This is a genomic window from Paenibacillus sp. F411 (genome assembly GCF_017582705.1).
Taxonomy (GTDB): domain Bacteria; phylum Bacillota; class Bacilli; order Paenibacillales; family Paenibacillaceae; genus Paenibacillus_AQ; species Paenibacillus_AQ algicola.
This window is the reverse complement of sequence record NZ_JAGFIP010000011.1, coordinates 115,607-136,645: the sequence shown is the minus strand read 5'-3', so window position 1 is coordinate 136,645 and position 21,039 is coordinate 115,607. Positions and strand designations below refer to the sequence as shown.

Annotated in this window: 14 protein-coding genes; all 14 read left to right on the top strand. The window is 52.1% G+C overall.

Annotation, left to right across the window (positions count from 1 at the left end; genetic code table 11):
- Position 1: 1 nt before the first annotated feature.
- The gene (locus JJQ72_RS12875) at positions 2–754 is read left to right on the top strand and encodes a WecB/TagA/CpsF family glycosyltransferase (protein ID WP_138227902.1); all 753 of its coding nucleotides are present in this window, start codon (positions 2–4) and stop codon (positions 752–754) included.
- Positions 755–877: 123 nt separating this feature from the next.
- Positions 878–2,002 carry a glycosyltransferase family 4 protein gene (locus JJQ72_RS12870; protein ID WP_208203946.1) on the top strand — a complete coding sequence of 375 codons (1,125 nt, stop codon included), beginning with the start codon at positions 878–880 and terminating at the stop codon, positions 2,000–2,002.
- 184 nt (positions 2,003–2,186) lie between these two features.
- Positions 2,187–6,167, top strand: coding sequence for an S-layer homology domain-containing protein (locus JJQ72_RS12865; protein ID WP_208203935.1), 3,981 nt, complete (start codon positions 2,187–2,189; stop codon positions 6,165–6,167).
- A gap of 152 nt (positions 6,168–6,319) precedes the next feature.
- Positions 6,320–6,664: a hypothetical protein gene (locus JJQ72_RS12860; protein WP_138227277.1), complete on the top strand. Its 345-nt coding sequence runs from the start codon at positions 6,320–6,322 to the stop codon at positions 6,662–6,664.
- A gap of 388 nt (positions 6,665–7,052) precedes the next feature.
- Complete coding sequence (locus JJQ72_RS12855; protein WP_208203934.1) at positions 7,053–10,058, top strand: S-layer homology domain-containing protein; 3,006 nt, start codon at positions 7,053–7,055, stop codon at positions 10,056–10,058.
- 74 nt (positions 10,059–10,132) lie between these two features.
- Positions 10,133–10,651, top strand: a complete 519-nt coding sequence (locus tag JJQ72_RS12850) for a hypothetical protein (RefSeq protein WP_481856843.1) — start codon at positions 10,133–10,135, stop codon at positions 10,649–10,651.
- A 108-nt stretch (positions 10,652–10,759) separates the two neighbouring features.
- Positions 10,760–11,062, top strand: coding sequence for an alpha/beta-type small acid-soluble spore protein (locus JJQ72_RS12845; RefSeq protein WP_138227274.1), 303 nt, complete (start codon positions 10,760–10,762; stop codon positions 11,060–11,062).
- Positions 11,063–11,259: 197 nt separating this feature from the next.
- Positions 11,260–12,462 carry a methionine adenosyltransferase gene (gene metK / locus JJQ72_RS12840; RefSeq protein WP_208203932.1) on the top strand — a complete coding sequence of 401 codons (1,203 nt, stop codon included), beginning with the start codon at positions 11,260–11,262 and terminating at the stop codon, positions 12,460–12,462.
- Positions 12,463–12,671: 209 nt separating this feature from the next.
- A complete protein-coding gene (locus JJQ72_RS12835; protein ID WP_208203931.1) occupies positions 12,672–15,371 on the top strand; it encodes a stalk domain-containing protein in 2,700 nt (899 codons plus the stop codon).
- 46 nt (positions 15,372–15,417) lie between these two features.
- Positions 15,418–16,572: a sensor histidine kinase gene (locus tag JJQ72_RS12830; protein WP_138227271.1), complete on the top strand. Its 1,155-nt coding sequence runs from the start codon at positions 15,418–15,420 to the stop codon at positions 16,570–16,572.
- Positions 16,573–16,576: 4 nt separating this feature from the next.
- Positions 16,577–17,299, top strand: coding sequence for a response regulator (locus tag JJQ72_RS12825; RefSeq protein WP_138227270.1), 723 nt, complete (start codon positions 16,577–16,579; stop codon positions 17,297–17,299).
- A 174-nt stretch (positions 17,300–17,473) separates the two neighbouring features.
- The gene (locus JJQ72_RS12820) at positions 17,474–17,896 is read left to right on the top strand and encodes a hypothetical protein (RefSeq protein WP_208203930.1); all 423 of its coding nucleotides are present in this window, start codon (positions 17,474–17,476) and stop codon (positions 17,894–17,896) included.
- A 144-nt stretch (positions 17,897–18,040) separates the two neighbouring features.
- The gene (locus tag JJQ72_RS12815) at positions 18,041–19,987 is read left to right on the top strand and encodes a helicase-related protein (RefSeq protein WP_208203929.1); all 1,947 of its coding nucleotides are present in this window, start codon (positions 18,041–18,043) and stop codon (positions 19,985–19,987) included.
- The gene (locus JJQ72_RS12810) at positions 19,984–20,988 is read left to right on the top strand and encodes a ComF family protein (protein WP_243896067.1); all 1,005 of its coding nucleotides are present in this window, start codon (positions 19,984–19,986) and stop codon (positions 20,986–20,988) included. Before JJQ72_RS12815 ends, JJQ72_RS12810 begins: the two co-directional genes overlap by 4 nt.
- Positions 20,989–21,039: the final 51 nt, after the last annotated feature.

Genomic DNA, 21,039 nt, shown 5'->3' with positions numbered 1-21,039 from the left:
GTTGAAGCAGGCATCGCCTTTTCCTACCGTTCCAATCTTCGGCATTCCTTTCTCCAAGCTGGATTTCAAGGATACGGTAGCTTATTTGACGGAAGCCGTGGAATCGGGGCGTCCCCATCAAGTTATTACAGCCAATCCTATCATGGTCATGGCGGCCCTTGAGAAACCCGCCTACAAGCAGATGATGCTGGGGGCAGACATCATTGTGCCGGATGGCACCGGCATCGTATGGGCAGCCAGCAAGGGCGGGGAGCCGGTGGCGGAGCGGGTAACCGGCTTCGATCTGGTACATGAGCTGTTTCGGGCCGGAGAGATGAAGCGCTGGAGGTTTTACCTCCTCGGCACGACGCCGGAAGTGATTCAGGCAGCAGCGGAACGGTTACAAATGCAGTATCCGGCGGCAATTGTGGCCGGATACCGTGATGGATTTTTTGGACCGGAGCAGGATCAGGAGGTTATTGCAGACATCCGCAAGGCAGAGCCACATATTCTTCTCGTGGCCCGCGGCGCAGAGACGCAGGAGCCCTGGATTGCAAGGTACAAGGAGGACCTCGGTGTCCCGTTGATGATGGGGGTTGGCGGAACCTTTGATATTGTTTCCGGCAAGTCCAAGCGGGCGCCGAAGCTGGTGCAGAAGATGAGAATGGAATGGCTCTACCGCTTGCTGCGCGAGCCGACCCGTTTCAAACGGATGCTTGCTCTCCCGAAATTCGCCGTAAAAGTGCTGCGCGAGAAAGAAAACGTGACGAAATGAGACAGGCAGTACTGCTTTTTTCGTGAAAATCACTGAAATTCGCCGAAAATTGGTATTGGATTTCAAGGACGAAGGGAGTATAATTCAACACGGTAGAACCATAATGGGGGTTGAATGATTACAATGTTACCAGTATACGTAATCGGGTTTGTTGTGTCGCTGGCGCTGGCGCTGGTGCTGACACCGCTCGTGAAGAAGTTCGCGATCAGAATCGGTGCTGTGGATGTCCCGGATGCCCGTAAAGTGCATACCAGAATTATGCCCCGGCTTGGCGGATTAGGCATTTATCTTGCATTTGTGATCGGATTGATTGCCGTACTTCCCTTTATTCCGGACAGCCTGTCGGCGCGGGATGCTAACTTTATGAAGGCCTTTCTGATTGGCGGCTCCATGATCGTATTGATCGGAGCACTGGATGATCGTTTCCAGCTATCCGCCAAGGTGAAATTTCTGGCTCAAATCGCGGCCGCTTGTGTGGTCGTATTCGGATTTAATATTACCGTTGACTTTGTAAATATTCCGTTCCAGGATGCCTACTCATCACTGGAGACCTGGATTGCTGTACCGCTGACGATCTTCTGGATTGTCGGTGTGACGAATGCGATTAACCTGATCGATGGACTGGACGGCCTTGCTGCCGGCGTCTCCGGGATCGCCATCGGCACGATCCTCGTAATGTCCCTGCTGATGGGCTATACGATGGTTGCGATGCTTTGTCTGCTGCTGCTTGGTGGAATTATCGGCTTCCTGTTCTTTAACTTTCATCCTGCGAAGATCTTCATGGGGGATGCAGGCTCGCTCTTCCTGGGCTTTAGCTTGGCAATGCTGTCTCTCTTGGGCTTTAAGCAGATTGCGATCGTGTCCTTTATTACACCGCTCATTATTATCGGTGTTCCATTGTCAGATACCTTCTTCGCGATCGTGCGCCGCAAGCTGCAGAACAAGCCGATCTTTGCTCCGGATAAAGGTCACCTGCACCATTGCCTCCGGGAGCTGGGCTTCAGCCACCGTCAGACGGTGCTGCTGATCTATGCGATTGCTACTTTCTTCGGTGTATTAGCGGTCATTCAGTCTTCCGCCGCACTGTACGAAGCAAACTGGGTTACGTTCGTGGTCATCTGCTTCATGATGTTCTTCATGCAGATTGGTGCGGAGGTCATCGGCCTGGTCAGCAAGACCAAGCGTCCGCTTCTCAGCCTGATCAGCCGGATGCGCGTGCGCTCCAATGCCGATTCCGGCAGTAAATAATGGCGTCAGCAATTCTAAATTTATTATTCGTGATATAGCGCATAAGTACGAACCTCACCTGGAAGCAGGTGAGGTTTTTTGTGATTTCGACTAATTAATGGAGAGTCACCTGCCGATATAAAAGGGTATATGACTGCTCCAAAGATCTGGTATAGGACTGGAGTTGAATTCGAAGGAGGCTACTATGTTAAAAAGACTACTGTCCATCATGCTGACGGTCGTTATGGCTGCGGGCCTGATGCCCCCAGCCTTCATGGAAAGCGTTAAGGCTGCAGGAACATCATTCTTGTTCCCGCAGGAATATTACAATCTGGCGTCCCCGCCGGTCTCAATCTCAGAGAAGCTGAGCTTGAACGGTACGCTGTCCGGCGTCAGTGACAGCAACATCTCCTATGATGTTTACCAGATCACCAAGACGCAGGATGTGAACGGCAATACCGTCCAGAAGGACATCATCGACCGTCGTGAGGGCATCACGGGCAATATCAATGCCAGTGGCCAGAACATTCAAGTCAGTGAGATTCAGCTGTTCCCAGGCCTGAACAAGATTGTGTTCCACGGCAGACAGGGCTCCAGCACAATCACCGACAATCCGATCTATGTGGAGTATCGGAATGGCCCGTCCCTTTACAACTTGAAGGCGTATCTGTCTCAGGGCAGCCGGGATGTAGAGCTGAAGGAGAACGATTCTGCAGTGCTGATCGCTCCCGTCGCGACGCCATTCTACGGAGTGGATAAAGCGGATATCAGCATCACAGGCAGTGCTCCGAGTGCAGAGAAGATTACCGTTGAAGTGAACGGCAAGATCTGGAGCTACAATCTGTCCAGCTATAATAACTACGAATTTATCGCTTCACCAGTCAGTGTTAACTCCGGCAAGAATATTGTGAAGCTGACGGTGTATAACAAGAATCAGAAGCTCGAAACTATCCGGGAAATAACCTTCTTTAACGGCCGGACGACCTTCTATGATGTAACCGCGCTGCAGAAGAATGCCAGTGGCAGCGTGCTGAGAGAGTCAACAGACATGACGGCAGGAGCCGATTTTCCAATTGAAACGACAGCAGGCGATCCCATCTCCGCCAAGGGTAAGGTCATAGTTCCTGTAGTGAACGGAACCTATCCTACCTCATTGACCTACACCTTCAGCGGCGGCGCAACCGGGACCGGTACGATTCCGCTGACGTTCGATCCGTTGTCATCCCCTTCTAACGGGTATATGATCGGGGAATTTGTAACGAGTGATGTCAGCTCATATACGCTGGACAGCAGAGTAACATTGAGCATGCGGGCGGGAGATACGACCGGAGATGCGTATGTGACGCTGCGGGATATGAATCGCCCGTACGTGGCCGAGATTAATTATCTCAATGGCTATACCAGCGGGATGTCCAATCAGCGGCTGCTTGGTTTGACAGGCAGTACGCTGGACGGTGCAACCATCACTTCCGTGCCGACTGCGGTAGAAGTGCTGGTTGTGAACGGTACAGGACATAACATTCAAATCAGCCGCATAACCGACTCCAAAGGCAATACCCTGGCGCTGTCGACGTATCCTCAGCTATACCAGGATACTGTGGTGAAGAATATTAACGGCCGACCAACTTATCTAGACCGGTTCATTCTGGAGCTGACCAGCCTGCCGGCCAACGGGTATCAGAAGCTGACGTTTCGTATCGACGGTCCAAATGGAGGAGATACGAAGGATGCTGCGGTAACACTGCTCTATGGACCGTTTGTCCAGTTCACAAGCATGGTCGATGAGCAGATGATTTCAGTGGATACCTCCAATATTTCTTCGGCAAGTGATACCGTAGCAGATGCGCTCAGCCGTATGAGCGGTACACTGAACAATGTCCCGAACCGCAGTGATATTATCTACAGCGGAACCGGACAGACTGTGTACTTGTATGTGAATAATGTAGAGGTGCGTCTGGAGTCTGACGGAAGCGATGGCTTCAGATTGGCGGGAGGCCTTACCAATCAGGATTTATATAATCGGTTTAGTACCGGACAGAATACGGTGCGCTTTGTGTACCGTACAACCAAGAATACGTACGAAAGAACCTATAAGGTGAACCTGCTGCCGCTCAACGTACCGACAATTCCGGCGAAGGACACCTTGGGCATTATCCCGTTCCCGTACCTGGGCTATAATGACAGAGCACCGGACCAGCTGGACGCACGTTTTGAGAAGTCCGGTTCCATCTACAAGACCGAAGAGAGCCGCATGAATGTATACGGCACCTTTGATATTTTGAATCTCGGAGGTAACCCTACCGAAGTAAATAACAAGTTCGGTACGATGACCACTGCGGACAAGCAGAAATACATGCTCCAGATCGTGTCTCCGAAGATTGATGGCAGCGACCAGACCTATACCTGGACTCTGGACCATGAGTTTATTGTAGACAATGTGAGCATGAATGCTTCCAATCCGGTACCGGGACTGACTGTGTACTACCATCCGGACAAGAAGAGCTTCTCCTTCATTCTGAGAGACCAGGAAATACCGGCTGACGGCACACCGAAGGTATACACGATGAAAGTGTTTAACAATGGCGCCGGCGGACCTTCTGCTTCCCAGCGTCTTGAAGTCATCAAGATTACGAAGCCGATTAACGTCCTGCGTCCTGTAGTCGGGAAGAGAATCGTGAACCAGAACTTTGTAGAGGTGATCATTGCTTCCGACCAGGCCTCTGAAATCTTGATTGGCAAGGAAAAGGCAGAGAAGTTTGCCTATGATATTGATTATGACGGTGTTATTGACTATCCGAATGCTTTCCGTATTCTGGTGAAGGATCTCAAGCCAAACAAGGCGAACGAGATCGATATTGTGGCCGTTGTCGGCGATGATGAGGTGGAGCAGTCAATCTCCATTCAATACGTTCCGGTTAATATTCCGGGAGCACAGTACATGATGGAGATGAAGACATCTCATAAAGTGTTCGACAATGCGCTTTCCCTGACGTTCCAGCGGGGCACCAGCCTGATCCGCAGAGATTATAACATTCCGGAGCAGCTGAAGAATCAGGTGTTTACAGGACATGATATTCTGTTTGCGATCGGCAACAGTGAAGACGGGGTTGTAAACCGTTATGAATTCGAAGGTGTGCCGATTGATTTCGACAACATGGTAGCTACAGGCCGCCGGGAGTTTATCAGTAACTTCCAGTCACGTTTCGTGAAGTCGAGTCCCGTATTCTGGATTGATCCGGGTATTGCAGACCGGGTAGCAACGAAGAGTGATTATGACCCAACCACGTACGGGGTGGATCCGTACCAGTTTGCGGGCTCCGGCATGAGAATGTTCTACGACCGAATTCCAGAGGATGAGCTGGTTCCATCCAAGGTGGGAACGCTTGAGTTGTCTTACGATTCAAGCATTTCGGTAGAGGCAGGCAAGCTGATTACGGTTTTCCGCTACAACCCGGACATTAAGAAGTGGGAAAATATTGGCGGTGTAGTGGATGCCAAGAAGCATACCATCGAGGTGCCGTTTGATCGGTTTGGCTACTATGTTGTCGCGAAGCTGGGATACTCTTATCAGGATATTGTAGACCATCCATATGCCAAGGATTTTGCAGAGACGCTGTATGCTAAAGGAATCATGAACGCATTTGATCCGACGAATGAGTTCGGGATGTCCAAGTATGTTTCCCGGGGCGAGTTCACAACGATGATCGTGAAGTCGCTGAACCTGCCGCTGAACTACATGGGACCGAAGCACTTCTCCGAGCTGCCTTCAGATCCGACACTTGTGAATCCGGACGGGCTGTATGATTTCCGATACATCGAAACAGCTGCAAGAGCTGGTATTGTCCGCGGTACTCAGCCGCAGTATTTCGATGCTGCGAATTCCATTCAGCGTCAGGATGCCGCGGTCATTATTGCCGGCGCACTGAATATGAAGCTGGAGACCGATCGAGACAAGATTGATAAAGGGCTGCAGAAGTATTTCAAAGATTATGCCGAGATTAACTATTATGCACGTCCAAGCGTACTTGCGATTGCGAAGAAGGGCTTCATTCAAGGCTCTCTTGTAGACTCGAATGATCCGTCGAAGGGTTATATGTTTAACCCGAAGGCGAGAACGCTGCGTGCAGATGCGGCCATCATTGTGGCGCGTGTCATGGTAGACCTTAAGAAGCTGCCTAAGATGTAATAGAAGGCGAGAGAGCCGGGGAATCCCGGCTCTTTTTCCATGAATCAAAGCTAGTAATATTTGTAAGACCAGTTACAGATCTTTGAAATTAAATAGGGAATGCGCTACAATAGCGAAAGCACATAATATTTTTTAGAGGGTGAAATGATTTTATGAAGCCGAAGTTATCGAAAGCCCAGCTGGATTATATGAAAGCGAAGACACAGTTCGAAGATAAAGCCAAGGTTATGGAGAAGAAGATCGAGCTGACTCGCAAGAAGGTTCCAGAGATTACTCAGGAGGTCATGGAGGGGCTGGTTCTGGAGACAGGCTTCCATGATGCCTTTAATGAATTGACGCTGGCGGAGAACGCCTTGATTCAATGGTCACATGTGACGATCAAGCATGAGAAGGAATACCGCGACAACAAGAACCACATTGAGAACATGTACAGCAAGCTGAACGAGGATCCGCAGATGCGGGCGCAGATTATTCAGCTCGCGATGAAGATTCGTTAGGACAGGAATGAGGACGCCGATGAGGCGTCTTTTTTTTGCTCTTTAGGGGGCGTATTACTGCGTTGTTAGCACCTTTTTGGGGTAATCAATCTTGGCTTTCAAAAAAAACGAAAAAAAATTGAGAAACATCCGCAACTTTTTCCCTCCCTTAACGTTTAAGATGTAGAGCACAACGAGATGCCCAACATATACCGGCGTAAGAAACATATCTCTTCCTTAGAAAAATGTTCTTTACGGCATTTGGCAAGCATTGTATAATACCTTAGGTGGGATTCTAGGAATCTACAAAAAGGGTCAGTGTTCGACCGGTTACAAGTTTCTGTGATACCCGTCACAGACATCATTTATATGATTTCTGCTCAACTCGGGGAAGGAGGTGTATCGGCTAATGAGTAACAAGAGCTATCAATCTAAAGAAAATCCATTATATGTTCCTATTCAAGGAGGAGACAAAAAGGTTATGAAGAAAATTTTATCCGTAGCACTGTCTACAGCAATGGCATTCTCCATGTTTGCTGGTGTTGCATTCGGTGATGACAATCTTACTGCACAACAAAAGTTTGACGTACTTAAAGAAGCTAAAGTCGTAGCTGGATATCCAGACGGCCAAGCTCACCTTGACAAAGAACTGACTCGCGCTGAGTTCGCGAAAGTAGTATCCACTCTGATGGGTCTGCAGCCAATCACTGGCCAGCTGTCTTTCAAAGACAAAGGCTACACATCCTCTAACTGGGCTGTTCCTTACATCGAAGCAGTTTACTCTGCTGGTCTGATGGAAGGTAAGAGCACTACGAAGATGATCTTCGACTACAACGGTAAAATTTCCGTACAGGAAATGGCTACAGTTCTGGTACGTGCACTGAAGCTGGAAATCCCTGCTGAAGTGAACAACAACGCTTCCACTTGGGCTAAAGGATATGTTCAAGCTGCAATCAACAGCAACATCATCTCCGCTTCTGCGAACCCAACTGCGAACGCTACACGTTCCCAAATGGTAGACACTGCTTACGCAATTTACCTGGCTGAGCAACAGCCACAAGTTATGTCCTACGAAGTTTCCGAGAACGGCAAAGTTGTTACCTTCAAACTGTCTAACAACGAAGCTGTAAAAGTAACTCTGGAAACTGCTCTGAAGGCTAACACTGCAACTGAAGTGAAGTTCTCCAACGGTGGTTATGACTACACTGAGAGCGTAACTTGGGCTGTGACTGCAGCTACTAAGATCCAAAGCGTGGCTGGTAACAACTACAAGCAACTGACTGTTGTATTCGACGGTGAAGTTGACAGCACAACAGCTCAAGAAGAAGATAACTACACAGTGAGTGGATTGACTGTAGAGAATGCTTCCCTTTCCGCTGACAAGAGAACAGTTACTCTGACTTTCTCCGAGACTGGAGGCAACCTGCCACAACAAAGAAACACTAACCTTGCAGTTAAGAACGTTAAGAACTCTGATGGAAGCAAAATCTTTAACGAAACCGTTCAATTCAACGTTAATGATACTGCAATTCCACAAGTTAGTTCTGTAACAGCTTTGGGAACAAGCGCTGTGCGTGTAGCTTTCTCTGAGCCTGTAACTAGATTGACTGCTGGTAATATTGCTAACTACCGCATCAATGGTCAGCCGATTTCCGGAACAGCTAACTACAGCTACCTGACTAACTCTGTAATTATTTCTACAAATCTTCCTGTGGGCACACATGCACTGACAGCAGCAAACGTTGTTGACTTTGCTGGGTTCAAGGTTGGAGAAATGAGCACATCGTTTACAGTAGTAGAGGATGCTTCTGCTCCTGAAATTACTTCTGTTGAAGCAACAGATCTGGAAACTGTAGTAGTTACTTTCAGTGAGCCTGTGAAGTCCGTTTCCAAAGGATACCACACTTCAACTGCTAGACCTGCTAGTGTTTCCATCAGCGACAACAAAGTAACGCTGAAGTTCTCTGAAGCTAACCGCTTGGGTCTGGGTGAGTCTGAAGTGTTCCTTGAAGGAGTCACAGACTACAGCAACAACGCTGCAACTCGCTCTGTGAAAGTAACTCCACAGATCGACACAGTTCGTCCGACTGTTGTAGGCGCTGAAGCTAAAGTTAACGGAACTGTTTCCGAAATCACTGTGAGCTTCTCTGAAGGTGTAAAACAAGATGATGCTCTGAACAGAACTAACTATGTTCTGAAAAAAGCTGATGGAACTGTATTCACTGGTTCTGGCTTTACTAGTGCCGGTAACCCAACTACTGCTCCGAAATATGTTGTGAAGAATACAACAACTGATGACACTAAGGTTGTAATTAGCTCCCTGGGCGCTCAGTTGCCAGCAGGAAAATATTCCTTGACTATTTCCGGTATCCGTGACAAGTCTGCATTTGGTAACACAATGGCACCACAGACTGTTGAGTTTACTGTAAATCAAACCGGGGCAATTGCAGCTTCTGCTTCCTGGTATGTAATGGACGCAGTTAACAATGAAGTCAGCGTTTATGTACAATTCGACAGAAACGTTGCTACTTCCGGAGCTGGAAATGCACTTGACATCAACAAGTACAACTATGTAAGTGGCTCAACTTACTATCCATTCCCATCCAGTGCATCAATCACTTCTTACACTGCTAACACAGTTGTAATTAGAGTAGATGCTGATGATCTGACTAACTTTAACAATGTTTCTAAACTGCGTGTAGTAAATGTAGCAGACCTGAACGGTAACTACGTTGCTGCAGCGGGAAGCACAGTCGATCTTGCTAACCGTAATACTTCTACTGTTCAAGTAGGCGATGTAACGGCAACTGCTAAGAAAGCTGTAGTAGCCAAGTTCAAAGGTGACCTCGGATATGTCAATGCTGCTGATTTCGAGATTGCTAACACTGCAACTGGTGCAACTTATAACTTCACTATCGAGAACCAAGGTTACTCCAATGGTGAAACTACACTGAAGTTCAATCTGGCTACAGATATTTCTTCTGACGCTGGAAATGTAGTGCTGAGAACTTCAGGAACAGCAGAATTGCTGACTGTAGATAACTTTGGTCGCAAGATTGCTCCAATTACTGGCAAAGCAGCTACAGACAAAATCAAGCCAGAAATCGCTGTAACTGGCGGCAATCAAGTCATTACTGCTACTGTTAACGGTGTGACGATTAGCTTCACTGAAGACATGGAGTTGAACCTCACTCCGGCTACTTTCGTAGTTCGTGTCAATGGTAACGTAGTTTCGGCTGCTGACTACGATGCGAGTGTTAACAACAATCAGTTGACTATCGTTCTTGATGATGCAGCTGATGCAGGTGCACTGATCGAGGTTGAACTGAAAGGTAACGCTGATGGTCTGTACCTGACTGACGAAAATGGCAATGCAGCTGACAACTTCACTGTATCTGCTCGCGTTCCTAACTAATAGCTATAAGATAAAAGAGCTCTTACCCTCGTGGTGAGGGCTCTTTTAACGTTTGGAGGTAGACTAAGATGAATATTAAGGGTAAGACTTTGACAATATCAAAATCAATTGTCTTAGGCTCAGCTTTATCAGTTGTTATATTGATAAGTTCAACCATCTCAACATATCCGGCTAACAGCGCCAGCCCCAACACCCAGCCGGGCACTGCTGACGATCCCGTCGTTACCAAGAGCTATGTGGATCAGCAGATCCAGAAGGCGCTTGGAGGCGGTGGAGCGACTCCGAATCCGGCGGAGCCGACAGCGCCGGCAGTGGATCCCAATGCCGTGAATATTGTAACCTTGAAGCCCGGGCAGATACTGATCGGCAAGGCCGGGGCTGAGTTCATTGTTCGTTCCGGTCTTGCGGTCATCTATACACAGGATCAAGACGGCGTTGCCGATCTGACGGGCGGTAAAGACCTCGTCAATGGTGAGACGGCACCGAAGAATCATCTGTTATCTTTTCCGCGCGATGGACGCGGTATTCAGGTGAAGCAAGGGCAGAGCCAAAGTCTGGTTGTCATGGTCCGCGGTGGCTACGCTGTACAATAAGCTTGTTATAATTATTGCCAGGATAGGCAGTCATTTATACGTGTGAAGGCCTGAGTACGGTCACATACTATCGTTGAGAATGTTATTATTCCAGGAGGTGTGTGAACCATGGCCAGCAGAAATGCAAGACAGCGGCAAGTCGTTCCAGAAAGCCGGCATATGCTGCATCAAATGAAGTATGAAATCGCCGCCGAATTTGGTATTATTCCTCATTCCTCACCTACTGCCTATGGCGCCGACACGGAATTTGGCGGAGAGCTCGGCGAGATGGGTACCAGGGGCTACAATACTTCCCGCAGACCTGGCTGGGGGCATTATACCTCGCGTCAAAATGGTTCTGTCGGCGGAGAAATTACGAAGCGACTGGTCCGCCAGGCGGAGCAGGGGATGTTCGGCTCGTTGGGAGATTGATCCTTGCAAGGTACGTTTCAACACCGTGCAGCATACCCTATATAAAGTGGTGGCTATCTGGATTGACACCAGGTATTAAATACGATATTATGCATGTTGAGGATTGTACATCAAACCTTTTCCAATCGGAAAAGGTTCATTTTTTGTGTAAGACTTGTCGTTGTTAAACACACTATCCATATGGGAGGTTGATCTTTATGACTTTAAAAGGGCGCCGCTTGTTTACCTCGGAATCCGTGACGGAAGGCCATCCGGACAAGATCTGTGACCAGATTTCCGATGCTGTACTCGACGCTTTTTTGGCCAACGATCCCAACGCGCGCGTTGCATGCGAGGTATCTGTAGCTACTGGTCTGGTTTTGGTTATCGGTGAAATCAGCACCAAATCCGAATATGTGGACATTCCGTCCATCGTACGCAATACCGTGAAAGAAATCGGGTATACCCGTGCTAAATACGGTTTTGACTTCAACACCTGTGCGGTGTTGACATCCCTGAATGAACAGTCTGCGGATATCGCCCAAGGCGTAAACGCGGCGCTGGAGAATCGTGATCCTGCCCAGATGGATAAGGAAACCGAGAACATTGGTGCCGGTGACCAAGGCCTGATGTTCGGCTTCGCAACGAATGAAACCCCGGAGCTGATGCCGCTTCCGATCGCCTTGTCCCACCGTATTGCACGCCGCTTGTCGGAGGTGCGTAAGGACGGTACACTGGATTACCTGCGTCCGGACGGTAAGACGCAAGTAACGATCGAATATGATGGCGATCAGCCAGTGCGTGTCGATGCCATTGTTGTATCTACACAGCATGCTGAAGAAGTGACTCTGGAGCAAATCCAGAAGGATATTAAAGAACAAGTTATTCTTCCTGTTGTTCCGGCAGAGCTGCTGGACGGCGAGACGAAATATTATATTAACCCGACAGGACGCTTCGTCATTGGCGGTCCTCAAGGGGATGCCGGTCTGACCGGACGGAAGATTATCGTAGATACCTACGGCGGTTATGCCCGTCATGGCGGCGGTGCATTCTCCGGTAAGGATCCGACGAAGGTTGACCGTTCTGCAGCGTATGCAGCACGTTATGTGGCGAAGAACCTCGTCGCTGCAGGCCTTGCTGACAAGTGTGAAATCCAGCTGGCGTATGCGATCGGTGTGGCTACACCGGTATCCATCAGCGTGGACACTTATGGCACAGGCAAGGTGAGCGAAGAGAAGCTCGTCTCCCTGATCCGCAATAACTTCGATCTGCGTCCTGCAGGCATTATCCGCATGCTGGATCTGCGTCGTCCGATCTACAAGCAGACTGCAGCGTATGGACATTTTGGCCGTACCGATCTGGATCTGCCTTGGGAGCGTATCGACAAAGCGGACATCCTGAAGGAACAAGCAGGCATCTAATTCTTAACTAATCGTTACCAAAGCCTGGTACCTTAGCTCTTCTGAGCGGGTATCGGGCTTTTTTTTGTATTTTTTTCACCGAGTAAGAGGAAGGACTCTAGCATTTCTTTCAGGATTTTCGTAACTTTTCCTAATCTATGAAGTCTATTAAATAGAGACTTTAACGTTCAGCATGTCTGGGCTAAATAGATGGGAGAGTTCATAGAGCAATGAAACGCAAGGAAGCAAGGAACAGAGGCAAGCAGGCAGGCGGCAGAAAATGGCTGGTAATAACGTTGGCTGGTGTGATGGGCATGACTCCGGTGCTGGGGAGCGGACTGCCGTTTGGACAGGGACTGTTATCCGGATATGTGGTAGAAGCCGCGTCAGCATCCAGCGTCACGAAGCTGGGCGAGGAGATCCTTACCTCGGGTGCGGTGCTGATGAAGTACCAGATGAAATCCGGCACGCAGACGACACTGGCTGATGTGATTCGGGTGGATCTGAACAATAAGTATGTGAAGCTGGATGTGATGACCGGGACCCACAATCAGTTCACGGCCAGACAGAGCACCGGGGGCATGGCGCAGGAGAATGGTGCGGTTGCTGCGGTAAATGGGGATTTCTTCATTACAGGCGGGCAAGGGGCTCCCATGGGCGGACAGGTCGGAAACGGAATTCTGATGTCGACTCCATCCCAGCTGCAGGGCATGTACGCGTTCCTGGTCACGAAGGACGGGAAGCCTATGGTGGATGAGTATACCTTTGAAGGCAGTATTCAGGCAGAGAATGGTGCAGTCTTTCCGCTTGCGGGCATGAACAAGTCGGCCTATGTGCCGGAGGGTGGAGCCTCGAAGTACAGCCACCTGGATGCGGCATATATCTACACGAGCGCATGGAAGGCGGTAGAGCGCCCAACGAACAGCTCGACAACGCCAACTGAGGTTATGGTGACGAACGGCGTTATTACCGAGATTTCCTCCATGGGGGGCATTCCTTCCGCCGTGCCGGAGGGCAGCTATATTCTGAGAACGCACGGAAAAGCGGCCGAGTTCGTCCGCAATCAGCTGGCGGTGGGTCAGACTCTGACTGCTAATTATTCGCTGGTATCTAAGCAAAGCGGCGCCCGGGTGAACCCGGACAGCCTGCAGATGATGATCGGGGGACACACTTTGCTGGTCAATGGGGGCAAGGCGTCGTCCTTCACGAGAGATGTCAGCAGCATTGGCGGGACGCGAGCACGGACAGCTGTAGGCTATTCCAAGGACAACCGCTATATTTATCTGGTCACGGCCCAGAAGAATAGCAGCAGTGCAGGAATGTCTTTGAGTCAGCTGCAGGAATTTATGGTCAGCATCGGGGTGTGGAAGGGGCTGAATCTGGATGGCGGCGGCTCCACAACGATGGTTCATCGTCCGCTTGCTGAAGATTCCACGAAGCTGACGTTCAACACCGAATACGGCACCGCACAGCGGAGTATCGTGAATGCACTGGGTGTTTTTTCGACAGCGCCCAAGGGGTCGCTGAAGGGAGTCAAGATCAGCGGCGACACTACGCTCCTGATCGGGCAGGCAGGGCAGTATCAGTTAAAAGGATACGACACGTACTACAATCCGGTGGATATGGGCAGTGTGAATACCTCATGGAAATCGAGCAGCGGCAGTCTTAAGGTTAATGGAAGCACTATTACGGCGGTCAAGCCGGGAACCTCCACATTGAGTGCAGCCAGCGGCAGTGCCTCAGCGTCGATGAAGGTCACGGTGCTCGGCAGTGAGGATATAAAGGAGCTTCGCGCCGGAACGCCTTCCGCACCGCTCGCAGCGGGAACAACGGTATCGGTGCCGGTTACGGCCGTGCTGAACAACGGCTCAAGTGTTGATGTACCGGACAGCGCCCTGCAATGGGAGTTCTCTGGGTTCCAGGGCAAGGTCGCGAACGGACAGCTCACGGTATCCTCGGTGAACCCGGGGACACAGGTCGGTTATGCCATTGCCCGCTATGACGGCTTCAGCACCGTAGTAGTGCTGTCGAGTGCTGCTGAAAGCATGTGGGAGGATTTTGAATATACTAGCTATCCCATCAGCTTTACGACCAATGTTGCCGCAGTGACCGGCAAGGCTGCCATTGTACAGGATAATGATACCAAGAATCGCTCGAAGGTGCTGAAGCTGGATTATGATATGACCGGCGGCATCGGTCAGAAAATGTACGCCTACGCCGAGTTTAACGGTACGACAGGCAAAAGCGTGCCTGCCACCGCAGCCTCCATGTCGCTGGATGTGAAGGGAGACACCAGCTTCAATTGGCTTCGCGCAGAGTTTAAGGACAAGAACGGCAAGACCGCTTATGTAGATCTGGCCAAAATGATCGACTGGAGCGGCTGGAAAACATTAAATGTGGATTTGAGCGCCTACGGGATTGCTTTTCCTGCGCAGCTGAAGCGGGTCTATGTAGTCAATGTCGAAGAAGGGCAGGATGAGCGGTCGGCGACGGGCTCGGTTGCTTTTGACAATCTCTCGTTTATGATGCCATCCTTGTCGAGTGATGCCGGATTGCCGACAGGAACCGCGCAGATGAGCATTGGACAGAAATCGATGACGGTGAACGGCACCAAGATCGCTACTGACGCAGCACCGCTGCTCAAGGACGGGACGACCTACGTGCCGATCCGCTTCGTGCTGGATGCCTTTGGCGGCCAGGCCGGCTGGAGCGGAGCAGATCAACGCGTGACGGTTTTGCGGGGCAGCAAGCTGCTGGAGCTGACGGTCGGGAAGAAGGAGCTGGTGCTAAATGGGAAGCGAATGACGTCCTCCGTAGCACCGATGATTGTAAGTGGAAGGACTTTAGTCCCACTTCGTGTCGTTTCTGAACAGCTAGGACTGACTGTAAAATGGGACAACAATAACAAGACCGTTACGATCCAATCATGATATGGTATGATGTGTAGTATGAAACGTTAGAAATGGAGTAGAGTGCGTGGATTATCAAGCTGATGCCATTGATCGTGTCATAAAGAACGCCATCCAGGTGATGGAGGACAGCAAATACCAGATGTTTGAAATATTGGAGACGGCCCGCGATGAGCTGGTGTCTCTCAATCAGGAACTGCAGCAGGTATTGAAGGAAACGACGGAAACCTTGGAAAAGGTGGACCAGCTGGAGATGAACTACCGCCGCTCCCGGATCCGGCTGACAGAGGTCAGCCGGGATTTCGTCCGGTATAAGGAAGAGGACATCAAACAGGCGTATGAAAAGGCAACACAGCTTCAGCTTGATCTTATGATCTACCGCGAGAAAGAAATGTACCTGAAGGCGCGGCGGGATGAGCTGCAAAAAAGGGTGCGAAACGTTGAGCATTCGGTGGAACGCGCGGAATCCATCGGCTCTCAAATGGGCGTAGTGCTGGAATATTTGTCGGGTGAGCTTGGACAGGTATCCCGCATTATTGAGTCTGCCAAGAACCGCCAGGTCATTGGCTTGAAGATTATATTAGCCCAAGAGGAAGAGCGGAAGCGAATTGCGCGTGAAATTCACGATGGCCCTGCCCAGCTGCTGGCGAATCTGGTGCTGCGGACAGAAATTGTGGAAAGAATGCTGACGAAGCAGGAAATTAAGATGGTGCAGGACGAAATAGTAGATTTGAAGGGACAGGTTCGATCCAGCCTGGAGGAAATGCGCAAGGTGATTTTTAACCTGCGTCCCATGGCTCTCGATGATTTGGGACTTATTCCTACTCTTCGCAAGTACGTGCATGATTTTGAGGAAAAAACAAAGATCCGTACGTTGTTCGAGACAAGGGGCAATGAGCATCGCCTTTCTTCAGCCATGGAGGCGGCGGTGTACCGGCTGGTCCAGGAGGGCCTTTCGAATGCGGCCAAGCATGCCTATCCGACGTACGTGCTGGTGGAGCTGACCTACCAGGCCCAGATGATTAAGATTGTGGTCCAGGACAATGGACTGGGCTTCAAGGTCGAATTGCTGGAGCAGAAGAGCAAGGACCACTTTGGATTAATCGGCATGCGCGAGAGGGTCGAGCTGCTTGAAGGGAGAATGGAGATCAATTCCGCCGAGAATGAGGGCACCAAGATCGTGATCCACATCCCGACGAACGTAGAGAAGAGAAAGGAGTAACAGGATGGAGCTTATGGATAATGAAAAACCGGTCATTAAAGTGCTTCTGGCGGACGATCATCAGCTGTTCCGCGAAGGACTGAAACGAATTCTGAATATGGAGGACGATATCGACGTCATCGGCGAATGCGGAGACGGCATTCAGGTGCTGGAATTCTGCAATGTCGAGAAGCCGGATATCGTGCTGATGGATATTAATATGCCGACCGAGAACGGCGTGCAGGCCACGGAGAAGCTGCGTGAAATGTTCCCGGAGATCAAGGTCATTATTCTATCGATTCATGATGATGAAAGCTACGTGTTTGAGACGCTTCGCAAAGGGGCGAACGGGTATCTGTTGAAGGATATGGAGGCCGAGTCGCTCATCAACGCGATCCGCTCGGTGCACGAGGGCTTTGCTTTTATCCATCCAAAGGTGACTGGCAAGCTCATTCAGCAGCTGCGCCGCATGACTTATGTCAATGAAGCGGGCGCGATGGCCGAAGGCACGTCGCGTGAAGCCGGCGTGAAATTTGTCGCAGGCGACAACAATCCGCTCACCCGCCGGGAGGCGGAAGTGCTGCGCCTGATGGCGGAGGGCAAGAGCAACAAGATGATCGGGGAGTACCTGTTCATCAGTGAGAAAACCGTAAAGAACCATGTCAGCAGCATTTTGCAGAAGATGGAGGTCGACGACCGCACGCAGGCCGTGATCAACTCTATCAAGTATGGCTGGGTGACGCTGTAAGCGGCATGTCCCAAGGTATGGGGGCCGCTTGCGGATGGAGGGGAATCGCCGGAGGGCGGTTCCTTTTTGCGTTGGGGGGATTCTTGCGCGCTATATAATCAGCACTACCTGGGCATTCACTCACCTTGCTGGAGGCGGCAGCATATACTGCTGTATACGAAGGAGGTGAGTCTCATGGTTGCCCACTTGCTAGGCATCCTGATCACATACGCTGCAGCCGTTGCGCTGGTGCATGGTGTGCACGCCCGATACATCAAGCAATGGCAGGGACGGCGCCGGGCGGTGCATTATGTGCTGGTAACCTCCAACCATGAGCGGCAGGTGGAATGGATCGTGAGAGCCCTTTCACTATATGCTCTGTTGAGTGGTGTCCGCGTGAAGGCAACGATGCTGGATGAGCAGTCAGCGGACGAGACGCTGGCGATTATGGGAAGAATGCAGGACCGCGCGGGAATCGAGCTGGTATGGGTCAATATGGATGAGGACGTTCGAAATGAGCTGAAGCATGAGCTGCGCAGCACTTCCAGACAAGACGATGACAGCATCTACATCGATCTGCGGATGGGAGGCGAAGGTGCCCGAATTCCGTATTGGTAGGAGACAGAATAGGTGGTATACCCCAAGGTTCAGGATGTGAAGCACACACTCGGCCGCGATGGCGAGGGTGTGCTTTTTGAGCTGCGCTGGAAAGTATGAAGGGAAGATTATATTGCAGCTAGGCTATGAGAGGGAGGGTCCAGGATGGATGCAGCTTTATATGCGGTTCGGCTTGCCGGGGGGTGGAGGCTGATAGCTTCTCTAGATCTTCGGGTGGATCTGTACTGGTGGTTCGGCAGCGAGGCACGAAAGATCACTGCGGGGACAAGCTCTCCAGGGCTGCCTGCTGTTTCAAAGGTGAGGTCTCATGACAGGGGTTATGCGGGCGCAGCGAAGAGGCTGGTGGTGTTATCACAGGGACTGCCGCTGGGTTGGGCGACTGCGGTACGGGATGATTTTGCCGAGGAGCGGGGCATGGATCTTTGGGGTTCAAAGGCGTGGGGGCGGTATGTCCGCTCCGCGCTGGAGCATGCGGTGGGCGCGCCGCTGCTGGAGGCGTCCGGCAGGGGGAGCCGAGCGCTGGCTGACGCGCCGTTATTCTTCCCCGGCGATGATGGATTACGCCAGCTGGAGGCGCTGTTTGGGCCCCGGGAGTGGGAGGGGCTGCATACTTTGGCGCTGCAGCTGGGCGGATGGTTAAGCGGCCGGGCGCTGCTGGCCGGGGAGGTGGAAGCGCTGCTGCAGGAGGCCGGCGGGGGCGTGCCCGCCGGCTGGGTGGCCGCGGCCCAGCTCGGTGAGCTGCTGGGCCGCCTGCGCTTTTACGCGGGGCTGGCGGCGGAGCCCGCCCCGCGATCGCCCGGCTGGCTGCGCCGCCGCCGGGCGAGGGGCTTGCGCTGCCGGCGATGCGGCAGCGCGGCAAGGGGCCGCACGGCATGCGCAGCGTGCGGCAGCGCGGCTTGTGCCTATTGCGAGACATGTCTCGCAATGGGGCGCAGCCGCGCTTGTGCGCTGCTCCTGCAGGGTGCAGCGCAATCGGCCGTGCAGGGCACGGCCGGGGGTTCCCCCACCGCGGCCTTGGGCCGGTGGGGGCTTAGCGCAGCGCAGAGCGCCGCCGCCGGCGCGGCGCTGCGGTTCTTGGCGGAGCCGGCGGTGCCGGGCTCCGCGGCCGGCCGCTTCCTGATCTGGGCCGTCACGGGCGCCGGGAAGACGGAGATGATCTTCCCGCTGCTTCAAAGCATCCTGACAGCCGGCGGCCGGGTGCTCGTCGCCGCTCCGCGGCGGGACGTTGTGCTGGAGCTGGCTCCCCGGCTGGCTGCCGCTTTTGCAGAGCAGCAGGTCGTCACGCTCTATGGGGGAAGCCCCGACCGCTGGAAGCAGGGCGGCATCACGCTTGCGACCACGCACCAGCTGCTGCGATTCAAAGAAGCGTTCGATCTCGTGGTCATCGACGAAATTGATGCTTTTCCTTACCACAATGACCCCATGCTGGACTTTGCGGCGAAGGGGGCCTGCAAGGCGGGAGGCAAATACATCTATCTGTCCGCGACCCCGCCGCTGAAGCTGCAGCAAGAAGCAGCAGCCGGCCGCCTGCCGCATGCCAAGGTTCCGGCTCGTTTTCACGGCCATCCGCTCCCGGTGCCGAAGGCCCATCGTATGATTTCCGTGCACCAGTGCCTCGCCCGGCGCCAGCTTCCTCCTGCTTTATTGAGACAGCTGCAGGCTTCGATTGAGCGGGGAGCACAGGTCTTTCTGTTTCTATCCCGCATCCGGCATATCGAGCCGTTCCTGGAGCTGCTTCGCCGCAGCCTGGTCAAGGTTCCACTGGACGGAACCTCATCCGTAGACCCGGAGCGGGCGGCCAAGGTGATGGCGTTCCGGCAGCGGGAGCTTCGGCTGCTGGTGACCACGACCATTCTGGAACGAGGAGTTACGGTGCCCCGCAGCGATGTATTTATACTAGACGCAGACAGTGAGCTTTTTGATGAAGCGGCTTTAATTCAGATGGCGGGACGTGCAGGCAGATCAAAAGAAGACCCGAACGGGAAGGTTCTATTCGCGGCCCACACCTGGACAAGCTCCCAGCGGGCGGCCTGCCGGCAAATCCGAAGGATGAACGTCATTGCCCGAAAAGGAGGCTACTTAAAGCGTTGAAGCCAGCTGTCCTTCGCAGAGCTGTACCTGTCACCTTTTGTGTCCCGTGGTCCGTGCAGTTATTCATTATTCTGAAAGAGGTGAAGCCCTCCATGCACTCACATTCTCTCCACACACTGCTGCAGCAGGTGTACAAGCTGCTATCTCCGGCCCGCTCCTCTTGCAGCCTATGTCAGCACACGTCCACCCCAAGCTCTAGAATGCCGGGGCTGTGCAAAGCTTGTTATGCCAAAATCCCCTGGATTACGCAGCCGCGCTGCCTCGCTTGCGGAAGAGCGATCGGCTGCCCGGATTGCAGCCGCCCTGAAGCCGGTCCCCGGCATTTTGTATGGAACCGAAGCGCTGTTCGCTACTCCGCCGAGATGAAAGAATGGCTTGCGCTGTACAAGTACCGTGGTCACGAAAAAATCGCCTCCCTGCTCATCCACATGCTGAAGCATGCCTACGTGCAGGCGCAGCGGGAGAGCCTTCTCGCGTCTATGCCGCGAAGTGCTGATCCAATATGGGCGCAGCCAGGCGCTAGGGATGTCCGGCAGAGACGCTCTGCCGAAGGTGCACAAGGGCTCTGGGAAGCCGATGTCCTCACCTCCGTACCGGTTAGTGATGAGAGAAGGCGGGAGCGGGGCTTTAACCAGGCGGAGGTGCTCGCTAGGGGACTGTCCTCCGCGGTTTCCGTCCCTTACTCTGAGCTTCTGCACCGAACACGACATACAGATAAGCAGAGCTTCAAGAGCCGGATGGACCGGGTGCGGGATATGGAGAACCTTTTTGCCATGCTGCCATCTGCACCGGATGCCCTGCTCCTGAGATCAGAGGCTGTTCACGAAAGGAACAGCGCTGACAGCCGCTCTAAGGCCATCCGCCCACTTCGCATTCTGCTGCTGGATGACATTTATACTACAGGAAGTACGGTCAATGCCTGCGCTTTAGCCTTGAAGACCGCCGCGGCCTCCGCCGGCATCCCGGCGGAGGTGTGCTGCCTGACTTGGGCGAGGTCATGAGTTATGGCTTATTTCAAAAAAGCAGCCTTCTCTGTTATGATAGAGAGAAGA

Excerpts from the sequence above, each read along its gene's own strand:
- JJQ72_RS12865 (WP_208203935.1), top strand. The coding sequence starts at position 2,187 with ATGTTAAAAAGACTACTGTCCATCATGCTGACGGTCGTTATGGCTGCG.
- JJQ72_RS12855 (WP_208203934.1), top strand. The coding sequence starts at position 7,053 with ATGAGTAACAAGAGCTATCAATCTAAAGAAAATCCATTATATGTTCCT.
- JJQ72_RS12825 (WP_138227270.1), top strand. The coding sequence starts at position 16,577 with ATGGAGCTTATGGATAATGAAAAACCGGTCATTAAAGTGCTTCTGGCG.
- JJQ72_RS12815 (WP_208203929.1), top strand. The coding sequence starts at position 18,041 with ATGGATGCAGCTTTATATGCGGTTCGGCTTGCCGGGGGGTGGAGGCTG.
- JJQ72_RS12870 (WP_208203946.1), top strand. The coding sequence starts at position 878 with ATGTTACCAGTATACGTAATCGGGTTTGTTGTGTCGCTGGCGCTGGCG.
- JJQ72_RS12845 (WP_138227274.1), top strand. The coding sequence starts at position 10,760 with ATGGCCAGCAGAAATGCAAGACAGCGGCAAGTCGTTCCAGAAAGCCGG.
- JJQ72_RS12860 (WP_138227277.1), top strand. The coding sequence starts at position 6,320 with ATGAAGCCGAAGTTATCGAAAGCCCAGCTGGATTATATGAAAGCGAAG.
- JJQ72_RS12820 (WP_208203930.1), top strand. The coding sequence starts at position 17,474 with ATGGTTGCCCACTTGCTAGGCATCCTGATCACATACGCTGCAGCCGTT.
- metK (WP_208203932.1), top strand. The coding sequence starts at position 11,260 with ATGACTTTAAAAGGGCGCCGCTTGTTTACCTCGGAATCCGTGACGGAA.
- JJQ72_RS12835 (WP_208203931.1), top strand. The coding sequence starts at position 12,672 with ATGAAACGCAAGGAAGCAAGGAACAGAGGCAAGCAGGCAGGCGGCAGA.